The 11,892-nt window shown below is 48.3% G+C and carries 10 protein-coding genes and 1 riboswitch; of the genes, 8 read left to right on the plus strand and 2 right to left on the minus strand.

Features of this window, described 5'->3' with window-relative positions; genetic code table 11:
* Positions 1–338: 338 nt before the first annotated feature.
* The 8 genes from PQQ36_RS20955 to thiH all read left to right on the plus strand — a co-directional run bounded on the left by PQQ36_RS20955 (position 339) and on the right by thiH (position 8,791).
* Complete coding sequence (locus tag PQQ36_RS20955) at positions 339–1,733, plus strand: multicopper oxidase family protein (RefSeq protein ID WP_225471019.1); 1,395 nt, start codon at positions 339–341, stop codon at positions 1,731–1,733.
* A 125-nt stretch (positions 1,734–1,858) separates the two neighbouring features.
* Positions 1,859–2,239, plus strand: coding sequence for a fluoride efflux transporter CrcB (gene crcB / locus PQQ36_RS20960; protein WP_011079011.1), 381 nt, complete (start codon positions 1,859–1,861; stop codon positions 2,237–2,239).
* A gap of 71 nt (positions 2,240–2,310) precedes the next feature.
* Positions 2,311–2,409: riboswitch (TPP riboswitch) on the plus strand.
* 146 nt (positions 2,410–2,555) lie between these two features.
* Positions 2,556–4,499, plus strand: coding sequence for a phosphomethylpyrimidine synthase ThiC (gene thiC, locus PQQ36_RS20965; RefSeq protein ID WP_011079010.1), 1,944 nt, complete (start codon positions 2,556–2,558; stop codon positions 4,497–4,499).
* A 2-nt stretch (positions 4,500–4,501) separates the two neighbouring features.
* The gene (locus PQQ36_RS20970) at positions 4,502–5,836 is read left to right on the plus strand and encodes a thiamine phosphate synthase (protein WP_225471018.1); all 1,335 of its coding nucleotides are present in this window, start codon (positions 4,502–4,504) and stop codon (positions 5,834–5,836) included.
* Positions 5,826–6,662 carry a HesA/MoeB/ThiF family protein gene (locus tag PQQ36_RS20975; RefSeq protein WP_225471017.1) on the plus strand — a complete coding sequence of 279 codons (837 nt, stop codon included), beginning with the start codon at positions 5,826–5,828 and terminating at the stop codon, positions 6,660–6,662. Before PQQ36_RS20970 ends, PQQ36_RS20975 begins: the two co-directional genes overlap by 11 nt.
* Positions 6,643–6,852 (plus strand): sulfur carrier protein ThiS, encoded by a 210-nt coding sequence (gene thiS / locus PQQ36_RS20980; RefSeq protein WP_011079007.1) that lies wholly within the window; start codon positions 6,643–6,645, stop codon positions 6,850–6,852. The genes PQQ36_RS20975 and thiS overlap by 20 nt, the downstream gene beginning before the upstream one ends.
* A 4-nt stretch (positions 6,853–6,856) precedes the next feature.
* Positions 6,857–7,630, plus strand: a complete 774-nt coding sequence (locus PQQ36_RS20985; RefSeq protein WP_225459194.1) for a thiazole synthase — start codon at positions 6,857–6,859, stop codon at positions 7,628–7,630.
* A gap of 36 nt (positions 7,631–7,666) precedes the next feature.
* Positions 7,667–8,791, plus strand: coding sequence for a 2-iminoacetate synthase ThiH (gene thiH, locus PQQ36_RS20990; protein WP_225471016.1), 1,125 nt, complete (start codon positions 7,667–7,669; stop codon positions 8,789–8,791).
* 182 nt (positions 8,792–8,973) lie between these two features.
* Here thiH and PQQ36_RS20995 read toward each other — a convergent pair whose 3' ends face one another.
* Complete coding sequence (locus tag PQQ36_RS20995; RefSeq protein ID WP_225459196.1) at positions 8,974–10,761, minus strand: aminopeptidase P family protein; 1,788 nt, start codon at positions 10,759–10,761, stop codon at positions 8,974–8,976.
* Between the two features lie 156 nt (positions 10,762–10,917).
* On the minus strand, positions 10,918–11,859 hold the full coding sequence (locus tag PQQ36_RS21000) for a LysR family transcriptional regulator (protein ID WP_011079003.1): 942 nt from the start codon (positions 11,857–11,859) through the stop codon (positions 10,918–10,920).
* Positions 11,860–11,892: the final 33 nt, after the last annotated feature.

The raw sequence follows: 11,892 nt of genomic DNA on the forward strand, positions 1-11,892 counted from the left end.
GTTCTGCTTACCTTAAGGAACTTAGCAATTTGGGTTCGAGAGTGACCATCTTTAAAATGGGCCAATGCGAGCAATCGTATCTTCATTTGAATAGATTTTTGTTGGCTAGCAAGTTTTTTGAAATCAATGTTATTGAGACTGTCCATAGCGTCATTTATCACGAAGAAGTAACAGCCTCAATTAGATCATATTTTTAGTTAGGTTGGTATAATACATTTGCGTTTTGACTCATCTGTCAGCATATCAACTAGTCTTTAGCATTACTTTGGTAGATTGTTGAGAATGATTATTAATATTTAGTTACACTTAGGCCAGTCAATCAAATCAGTAGGCCACATATGGATATTTCTCGCCGCCGCTTTCTTCAAACTTCATTAGCGTTTTCCGCATTAACGCTTCTCCCTGCGTGTTCACTTTCGCGTAGAACATCGCTTCATCATGGGCGGTTTGTCTATGAGATGACTGCAGAACCGGCTACTGCTGAGGTGGTGCCTGGTTTTGCTACGGATGTGCTCGCCTTTAATGGTGCTATCCCTGCCCCTACGATTCGTTGTCGACAAGGAGAAGAAGTGATCATTCACTTCACCAACAAACTCAACGAGCCAACGACAATCCATTGGCATGGTTTGCGTGTACCTATTGAGATGGATGGTGTTCCCTTTTTGAGTCAAAAACCCGTTATGCCAGGGGAGAGCTTTACCTATCGCTTTACTCCACCTGACGCAGGGACATTTTGGTATCACCCGCATATGAACAGTGTCAAGCAGCTAGGTATGGGGCTAGTTGGGTTAATCATTGTTGATGAAGCAGAGCCAGTTTCTTTTGATGAAGACCATGCTCTAATGCTTAAGCATTGGCATCTCAATGAGAAAGGTGAGTGGAAATCGTTATTGGTCCCACGCTTAAGTGCCCGTATGGGAACTCCCGGTGAGTGGGGAACTGTGAATGGCGTCCATGAGCCCAGCTATCCGTTGAAAGCGAATGCGATGACGAGACTTAGAATCGCAAATGTGGACAATACCATCACTTATCCTATCGCTATTGAAGGTGTGGACGCATGGGTTATAGCAATAGATGGAAACCCAATAAAAACCCCTTATAAGCTCTCTGAGCACAAGATTGGGCCTGGAATGAGGGTTGATGTCGGGTTAATTGCTCCAGGTGTTGGAGAGCGTTTCTATGTGCGACAAATGAAAGGGAAGTTTCCGTTTCCTCTTTGTGCATTCGAATCGGTTGAATCGGACCTATTAAACCAGAATATATTGCCAACATTGCCAACATTGCCGCTCAACCCTATTGCGCCGTTAGATTTAGATACGGCTGAACAAATTGATTTTGTCTTCGAGTGGGAAGGTGCTGTTACTCCGATGGATAAATCTGGCCAAGCTCTGCCGACGTTTTGGTTGGTGAATAAACGCGCTTGGGAGGGGATGAGCCAAGATTCAATTCCAGCACCGTTAGCGACGTTAGAACGAGGGCGGACCTACATATTTAATCTTAAGAACGTGACGCAATACCATCACCCCATTCATTTGCATGGGCACACATTTACCGTATTGGAATTAAATGGCCAGACGCTCGCAGAACCGTTTCATACGGATACTGTTTTGCTGGGTAAGAATGGCAGTGCCAAAGCGGCGTTTGTTGCGGACAACCCCGGTCGCTGGATGTATCACTGCCACGTGATTGAACATATGAAAACCGGATTAATGGGATACATTGAAGTAAAGTGACTCCTGTAACTTTTTAAATCTTGGCGATTTACAGATACATTGTGGCTAAATGAAATTATTGTTTTTTGTACTCGATCTCTGTGTGGATGTGGCTACAATGTGGCCATTAGATTTGTGAGGTTGCTATGAGTCAATTTGCGATATTGGGTTTCATCGCTTTGGGCGGCGCATTTGGCGCTTGTTCTCGTTACTTAGTGTCAGAGCTCTGTGTTGTGCTATTAGGCAGAGGTTTTCCTTATGGCACGTTAACCGTAAACGTGGTCGGTTCTTTTATTATGGGTCTCTTAATTGCCGCCTTTGAGAGTGAGTTGTTGGCGACAGAGCCATGGCGACAAATAATCGGTTTGGGCTTTTTGGGTGCACTAACAACGTTCTCGACATTCTCGATGGATAACGTATTGCTGATGCAGCAAGGCGCATTTTTCAAAATGGGCTTAAACGTAGTGTTAAACGTGACCTTGAGTATCACTGCTGCTTGGGTAGGCTTCCAATTACTTAAATCGTGAAGCAATGGGCGAAATTGAGTTAAATTTTAAACAGGTCGGCTTGGTTTAACCAAGCCGATTTCATATAATCGCTTCACTTGTCGGAGTGCCTTAGGGCTGAGACCGTTTATTCGGGATCCGTTGAACCTGATCAGGTTAGAACCTGCGAAGGGAACAAGAGAAGATACTTGTACCAGTGCGAACTGGTGTCTTATCAAAGCTTGAATCCACAAATTGAAACTCTAAATTGTGTGTTCAACGCCTCTTGTCACAACTTTCCGCCAAGCATTTTTGTCCAAAACCTTTTTATCCAGCATAACAAGAAAGGAAAAATGCTATGTCGAATCGCAAGCAAGCGAGACTGGAAGCTAAACAATTCATCGATACACTCTCTGTGCAGCCGTATCCCAATTCCACCAAAGTGTATGTCGAGGGCTCTCGCTCAGACATTAGAGTGCCAATGCGCGAAATCTCCTTGGCAGACAGCTTAGTTGGCGGGACCAAAGAGGCACCGATCTTTCAGCCAAACGAAGCGGTAAGAGTGTATGACACTTCGGGTGTCTACACTGATCCGACCCATCAAATCGATCTCTATAATGGCCTTCCTAAGTTAAGAGAAGAGTGGATTGCAGAGCGTGCTGATACCGAAGTGCTTGATGATGTCAGCTCGGTCTACACGAAAGAGCGCTTAGAAGATGAAACGCTGGACGAGTTGAGATATGGCAATCTGCCTCGCATCCGTCGCGCCAAAGCTGGGTATTGTGTCACTCAGTTGCATTATGCGCGTAAGGGAATCATCACCCCGGAGATGGAATACATCGCTTTGCGCGAGAACATGGGGCGCGCCAAATATCAAGATGAAGTTTTGACTCAGCAGCATGCAGGGCAAAGCTTTGGTGCGAATCTACCTAAGGAAATTACCCCTGAATTTGTGCGTCGTGAAGTGGCGGAAGGTCGCGCGATCATTCCTTCCAACATTAATCACCCAGAATCTGAGCCGATGATCATCGGCCGCAACTTCCTTGTGAAAGTTAACGCCAACATTGGTAACTCATCGGTGACCTCGTCGATTGAAGAAGAAGTCGAGAAGTTGGTATGGTCGACTCGTTGGGGCGGTGATACGGTGATGGATCTGTCGACGGGGAGAAACATTCATGAAACTCGCGAATGGATTCTACGCAACAGCCCAGTACCGATTGGAACCGTGCCTATGTATCAAGCACTAGAGAAGGTCAATGGCGTTGCTGAGAACCTAACGTGGGAAGTGATGCGTGATACGTTGATCGAGCAGGCTGAGCAGGGGGTGGATTACTTCACGATTCATGCAGGTTTGCTGCTGCGCTATATCCCAATGACGGCGAAACGCGTGACGGGCATTGTCTCGCGTGGAGGTTCGATCATCGCTAAGTGGTGTTTGGCACATCATCAAGAGAGTTTCCTCTATACCCATTTCCGCGAGATTTGTGAGATTTGTGCGAAGTACGATGTGGCGCTCTCATTAGGCGATGGTTTGCGTCCTGGCTCGATTGCCGATGCCAATGATGAAGCGCAGTTTGCTGAGCTCAGAACATTGGGTGAACTGACCAAAATCGCGTGGGAGTACGATGTCCAAGTGATTATTGAAGGTCCTGGGCATGTACCGATGCACATGATTAAAGAGAACATGGACGAGCAGCTCAAGCATTGTCATGAGGCTCCATTCTATACCTTGGGTCCACTGACCACCGACATTGCCCCTGGCTATGACCACATTACTTCTGGGATTGGTGCCGCGATGATTGGTTGGTATGGCTGTGCCATGCTTTGCTACGTAACGCCAAAAGAACACTTAGGTCTACCTAATAAAGAAGACGTGAAAACCGGCTTGATAACCTACAAACTGGCTGCACACGCGGCGGATTTAGCTAAAGGGCATCCTGGTGCACAAGTACGTGACAATGCCTTGTCAAAAGCACGCTTTGAGTTCCGCTGGCAAGATCAGTTCAATCTCTCTCTTGACCCCGATACGGCGCGTGCATTCCACGATGAAACCTTACCTCAGGAATCAGGCAAGGTCGCACACTTTTGTTCGATGTGTGGTCCAAAATTCTGCTCGATGAAGATTTCGCAAGAGGTTCGTGAGTACGCTAAAGGGCAACAAGGTGAGGCAGGACAGGCGATAGAAGTGAAGCTGTTGGATGACCCATTGGAAGGAATGAAGCAAAAGTCCGCGGAATTCAAAGCATCAGGTTCGGAGTTGTATCACCCTGCAGTGAGTCACGAAGAAGTGGCAGAGGGTTAAGTATGAGACTGCTGATTCCTTCTGCCATTATTGAGCTGACGGGAGAAATTCAGCAGTGTTTGCTCTTGGCAAAGCAGCAAGGTTTTGTCATTGACCATATAGAGTTGGGTGTCAGCCCAACTCGTACACTGCAACTGATTTCTTCATCTAAAACAGTCGTGTTCGAGACGGATCTTATCCATAACGATAGTCGTCATCTCGGAGCGCATGACTTTGCGCTTCACTACCATCATTCGCTTGCTCTCACAGATGTATCCAGTTATTTGGGCTCAGAGTGCAAGGCCAAGACGCTGTTGATCAATTTGGAAGGGGAGCAAGGTGAGGCGTTTGATGTTTGGCAACATCCTTTAGCCGATGAAACTCGCGCACTACGATTTTTATCACGACAAAACCACTCTCAAAACGAGAGCGTAGAATCGATTTATCGACATTTGGCATGGGTGGTCACGCTCAGTGCTCTTGATTTCCCAATCGAAGATTGCCTTACTTTGGCGCGTGCGATGTTGAATGTTTCACGTGAAACATGGGTGTCGGATTTTGCTTTGTTTCCTACACCAGTGTTGCATTTGGATGAGCTCGGCATCTTACCAAGCCACAATCTAGAAGGGCTAACAAAAGCGTTTCCGCGGGTTATCGCTCAACAGTTAGGGCTCTATCCGGTGGTTGATGATGTCAGTTGGATTGAGAAGTTATTGCCTTTGGGGATTAAAACGGTCCAATTGCGGATTAAAGATCCAAACCAAGTCGATTTGGAGCAACAGATAGTGCGTGCGATCCAGCTAGGTCGTGACTATGGCGCGCAAGTCTATATCAACGACTACTGGCAGTTAGCGATTCAGCATCAAGCCTACGGCGTACATCTAGGGCAGGAAGATTTGCAGGTGGCTGATTTAGCCGCCCTGACGAATGCAGGCATTGCGTTAGGGTTATCTACGCATGGTTATTATGAGCTGTTACGCATTGTTCAACTCCAGCCAAGTTACATCGCATTGGGGCACATTTTCCCGACCACCACTAAACAAATGCCTTCATTACCGCAAGGGCTAGTGAGATTAAAACTCTATCAGCAATTGATTGATACCATGCCTTATGATGAGTCCATCAGCGGCGTTCCCACGGTAGCCATTGGTGGTATTGATCAAAGCAATGCGGCGACAGTATGGCAATGTGGTGTCTCTTCATTAGCGGTAGTAAGAGCGATTACCTTGGCGAAAGATGTGAAAGCGGTAATAGAGTACTTCAAGCAAGTCATGACACCTAACACAACACAGGTGCATTTAGACTCAGCATCGACTCATAGTCTTGAGCCAACAAGTGAGGCCAATCATGTTGGTTGATCGGCTCTTTACTCGTTATCAAAGACAAATTGCATTGACGGAAATCGGTGAGTTGGGGCAAGCCAACTTACTTCAAGCACATGTGCTGATCGTCGGTTGCGGTGGTCTGGGTAACGCAGCGGCGCTTTATTTGGCTGCTGCGGGCGTTGGCCATTTAGTGTTGGTTGACGATGATGTGGTTGAAGAGAGTAACTTGCAGCGTCAAATTGCCTTTCGTCAGCAACATCTCGCCAGCCCCAAAGTGGATGCACTCGCAGAGCAGTTGAAGCAGCTCAATGCAGAATTGCGCGTTCGCACCATTAGCCAACGTTTGGATGAGCAACGTCTCAACTTGGAAGTGATGTTGGCGGACATTGTGCTCGATTGTACGGACAACTTTCCATCGCGCCAACTGATCAACCAAGCCTGCCTGAATCAACGTACCCCATTAGTGTCGGCCTCGGCAATTGGCTGGAAAGGGCAATTCATTGCGTTTGATTTTAGCTCATACCACTCAATCCAATCCCAGCAAGATACCTCGTCGGTAACGAGTTCAGTAAACCCTCCGTGCTACCACTGCCTATTTCCATTTGCAGAAAATGCCATGCAGACCAAGTGCAGTGATGCTGGGGTGATCGGCCCTGTCGTGGGGCTAATGGGAAATTATCAGGCAATCGCAACGATTCAAAAGCTGGCAACGGGCGCGTTTCAAACCACATGCCATCAGTTGCATCTGTTTGATGGGCTCAGGTTAAGTTGGCAGCAATTGGCGGTAGTGAAAGATCCAAGTTGCCGCGTTTGTCAGGTTCAGAAACAGGAATCAAGCAATGAACACCATAGCAATTAGCATCAACGGCGAAAGCTACGAGGTGCCAACCAATGCGACTTTGGCATCCATTATTGAGCATCTCTCACTACCTAACTTGGGTTGTGTGTTTGCAATCAATAATCAAGTTGTCCCACACAGCGAATGGCAAACCAAAACGCTCAGTCGTGGTGATGCTATCTCACTATTTCAGGCGATTGCTGGAGGATAAGCACATGCTCAAAATCGCAGACAAACAATTTCATTCTCGCTTGTTCACGGGCACCGGTAAATTTGCCAACAGCCAATTGATGTCACAAGCCATCGAACAATCAGGTTCACAGCTCGCCACTATGGCGCTGAAAAGGGTGGATATCCACAATCAGCAAGATGACATCTTGTCACCACTGTTGTCAGCGGGTGTTAATTTGCTACCTAATACCTCTGGTGCCAAAAACGCCAAAGACGCCATTTTTGCCGCGCATTTAGCGCGTGAAGCATTGGGCACTAATTGGCTGAAATTGGAAATTCATCCCGATCCGAAATACCTGATGCCCGATCCGATTGAAACATTGGCGGCAGCAGAGCAGCTAGTCAAAGACGGCTTTGTGGTATTGCCTTATTGCCATGCAGACCCAGTGTTGTGTAAGCGATTGGAAGAAGTGGGTTGCTCTGCCGTCATGCCCTTGGGGGCGCCAATTGGCTCAAACAAAGGCTTGGTTTCGCAAGACTTCTTACAAATCATCATCGACCAAGCGAAGGTTCCTGTTGTGGTGGATGCAGGGATTGGCGCACCGTCTCATGCTGCCTATGCGATGGAGCTGGGTGCCGATGCGGTGTTGGTGAACACCGCGATTGCTGCTGCGCGCGATCCCATCGCGATGGCCCGTGCGTTCAAATTGGCAGTGGAGGCAGGGCGCTTGGCGTATGAGTCGGGGCTTGCTGGCAAAGTGTCGCATGCGGTGGCATCCAGCCCATTGACCTCTTTTCTCGATGAGTGCCTTTCTTAGCAAAAGAAAGTGCCGTCTGTTGACCGGAGCAACACCATGAGTTTCGTCGAACATTTTAATCAGCTCAATTGGGACGATATTAGATTATCGATCTACGCCAAAACCGCGCTCGATGTCGAGCGAGCGCTGAGTAAAAACAAACTCGATTTAGAAGACTTTAAAGCGCTGATTTCGCCAGCCGCGGAGCATTATCTAGAAACGATGGCGCAGCGTTCCTATGCGTTAACCCGTAAACGTTTTGGGAATACGTTATCGCTCTATATACCACTGTATCTTTCCAATCTCTGTGCCAATGCGTGTACGTATTGTGGCTTCTCGATGGAGAATCGCCTAAAGCGCCGCACACTCACGGTGCAAGAAATCGATGCAGAAATGGCGGCGATTAAGGCAATGAAGTTTGACAGCGTTTTGCTGGTGACGGGTGAGCATGAAGGCAAGGTTGGTATGAATTATTTCCGCCAAGTGCTGCCGCAAATCAAACGCGCTTTTAACTATCTAGCGATGGAAGTGCAGCCGCTTAGCCAAGAGCATTATCAAGAGTTGAAGCTTTTGGGTTTGGACGCTGTGATGGTTTATCAGGAAACGTATCACCCTGCGACTTACGCACAACATCACTTGCGTGGCAACAAAACCAATTTCAACTATCGTCTCGAAACGCCTGACCGTTTGGCGCGAGCGGGGATCGATAAAATTGGCATTGGTGCACTGATCGGCTTGGAGGAGTGGCGTACGGACTGCTTCTACGTTGCTGCGCATCTGGACTATTTGGAACGTACCTATTGGCAGACACGCTATTCAATTTCATTTCCTCGCTTGCGTCCTTGCGCAGGGGCGTTGCAGCCTAAATCGGTAATGAGTGATAAACAGCTGGTTCAACTGATTTGTGCCTATCGTTTGTTTAATCCAGAAGTCGAGCTGTCGTTGTCTACACGCGAGTCAGCGCTGTTTCGTGATAACGTTCTACCACTGGGTATCACGTCGATGTCAGCGGCATCGAAAACTCAGCCGGGCGGTTATGCGATGCCTGATGTAGAACTCGAACAGTTTGAGATCAGTGATGAAAGGAGTGCGGCGGAAGTGGAGCAGATGATTCGGAGTAAAGGGTTCGATCCCGTATGGCGTGATTGGCATGCTGCCTATTCTGGGGCTCGGTTCTCTTAACCAAAACAGCTAATCTTATCTTAGGCAACTCAGTCTCTATCGAGCGAGTCTGAGCGCGGTTCGATAATGTCAGCAAAGGGTGAAAGTGGCATATGGATGTGTTTCACGTGAAACAAAAAGGGTTAAGGCATTTTGCCTTAACCCTTTTTCTATTGTTTGCAAATGGCAGTGTCTATTGCTTATCAGTGGCTGAGTGGTAGCGTCGCTTCACGTAGCCAAACTTGTGCGTCACCTTCAACCAATGGGCTAATGTCATCCCACACTTTTTGGTGGTAGTCATTTAGCCAAGCGAGTTCAGGACGCGTGAGCATATCGACATTGATGTTACGTTTGTCGATTGGACAGCGAGTCAGAGATTCAAAGGTCAAGATAGGGAAGTCACCTTGTGTTTGCTTCTCAACCACCAGTTCCAAGTTTTCGATACGAATACCAAACGCATCCGCGCGGTAGTAACCCGGTTCGTTAGAGAGCACCATCCCTTCGACAAGGGGTACGTCGATTTGACGTTTTGAAATGCTGGCTGGTCCTTCATGCACGCTCAGGAAGTGGCCCACACCGTGACCAGTACCATGATCATAGTCATAGCCTTCCGCCCATAGGTGTTGACGAGCTAGGGTATCAATTTGATAGCCACGAGTGCCTTTCGGGAAACGAGCGCGAGCCACACCAATATGGCCTTTCAGAGCCAAAGTAAACTGCTTGATCATTTCTGCTGAAGGTTGGCCGATAGCAACCGTACGAGTGATGTCGGTGGTGCCATCAAGATATTGGCCGCCAGAGTCAACTAAGTAGAGCGTATCCATGCTGAGTTGGCCGGGTTGAGGCTGGTTTTGATGATTGTAGTGACACATTGCAGCGTTGCTGCCGGCTGCCGAAATGGTATCGAAACTCAAATCCTTCAGAGTGGGATCTTGGCGGCGAATGGCTTCCAGTTTGTCGGCCAAAGTTGCTTCATCGTGCAAAATACCTTGTGCCACTTGTGCGTCAAGCCAACTTAGGAATTTGACCATCGCAGCACCATCGCGCAGGTGACATGCTTTCATGCCAGAAATTTCAACCGCATTTTTGGCGGCTTTCGGCATCAAACAAGGATCTGCACCCGGGACAACGACGGCGCCTGCGTTTTGCAGAACCAGTTTAACCCATGCGTTACTGGTGCTGGCATCAAGCAGGACTTTTTTGCCCGTCAAGCTTTCAAGGCGAGCTTGCAGCGTCTCAGGATGGAAAACCTGCACCCCTTGACCAACATGAGCATCAAACCCTTCAGGTAAGCGAGCAGGATCGAGGAAGAACTCCACTTGGCCATCTGCATGCAGAATCGCGTGTGACAGTAATACAGGTAAGCGAGAGACGTCCAAACCGCGTACGTTGAGCAACCAGCAAATAGAATCCAGCGCGGTGATAACGGCGCTATCAACGCCTTGCTTTGTGATCAGCTGTGCGATGTTTGCGCGTTTATCGGCAGAGCTTTGGCCGACGGCCTCTGTCGACATCAGTCGAACGTCAGAAACCACAGGTTGTGGGCGATCATGCCACAACTCATCAATCGGATTGCTGTCGAGAATGGTAAGCTCAAGCACACCCGCTAATTTCGCTTGTGCCATGTTTAGCCAGGCGGCGCTGTGCATGCGTGGGTCAATGGCCACCGATGCACCACGAGCGAGGTTTTCTTGCAACCATTCAAGAGCTGGCTCTTCAATCAAATGGCGATACTCAAACAAATCGGCAGGAACTTGTTTGGTCACCTGAACGGTGTAGCGACCATCAACAAACATGGCAGCTTTTTCTTGGGTGATAACGGCAGCGCCGGCAGAACCGGTAAAGCCAGTTAGCCAGTGTAAGCGCTCGTTATGGTCGGGAACATATTCACCTAGGTATTCGTCTTCGTGTGGGACGAGTAGGGCGTCGATATTGTGCTGCTGCAACCAAGTGCGAATGGCAACAACACGCTCGTGAGTTGATTTGTGCATCTGTACGATTCCTTTGTTCTTTTTGCTCCGTTTGCTCAGGTTGGGAGCTGCTCCTTATCTTCCATGTAAGGACCACAGACCATAGATGAGCCCGGAGGACTATCGGCGGTTAAGCTACTCATTTTAGCCCAACAGCGCAATCAATTGGCGAAATTTTTACCTAAGATGCAGGGTTTTCTGTGTGATCATGTTGCGTAGCCAACTCAAGGCTGGGTCATTTTCTCTGTCTTTGTGCCAAAACAGAGTGTATGCCATCGGTGGAAATTCGATCGGCAAAGGCAGCACCTGTAAATCGAGTTGTTTGGCGGCCAGCAAGACAAAGTGGCTGGGTGCGGTGAAGACAAAGTCGGTGTAGGAACAGAGGTTCGCGGCGCTATTGAAGTCGGGTACGGTGATGGCGATATCGCGCTCACGGCCAATATCTGCGAGGCGATAATCTAACAGCCAGCGTTCATTGCCGTCACAACGTACTTGCACGTGGCGCAGCGATAAGTAGTTTTCCAAATGCCAAGGCTGCTGCAGCGCTGGGTGGTTTTTTCGCACTACGCACATCTGATTGTCGCGATAAATTTCCTGCTCACAAATATCAAACGGCGGCAGCATGGTGAGCTTGGCATCGTTGATGTCGATGTCTTTGCCTGTCATGCCCAAATCCAGTTCACCGCGCTGCAACATTTTGAAGGTCTGTTCTGACCATGAATGAGTGCTGATGGTGACGTTAGGCGCTTGCTGGAAAATCGATGGCAGAAAGTGCGGCAAGATCAGGGGATACACACTTTCCACAGCGGCAATACGAAAGCGGTATTCGCTGCTTTCGGGGTGAAACTCTTCCGGCAAAGTAAGGTGCTCTAACTGGTTGATCAACAGATCCAGTTTCGGTTTGAGAAACAGCGCTCGCGCTGTCGGAGTAAGCCCGTGTGAATGTCGAACGAATAAGGGATCATCGAACTGTTGGCGCAGTTTTGCCAGCGCTTTACTCACCGCTGATTGACTTAAACAAAGTCGATGCGCAGTGCGAGTCACATTGAGTTCCTCGAACAGCACTTTCAAGCAGACCAGAAGATTAAGGTCGAGGCGGGAGAGTTTTTCGATGTTCATTCTGAATTTCCCAATAAGAATATCAGCGATGAA

Source organism: Vibrio sp. CCUG 15886, from assembly GCF_028570825.1.
In the GTDB taxonomy this organism is placed as follows: Bacteria; Pseudomonadota; Gammaproteobacteria; order Enterobacterales; family Vibrionaceae; genus Vibrio; species Vibrio vulnificus_B.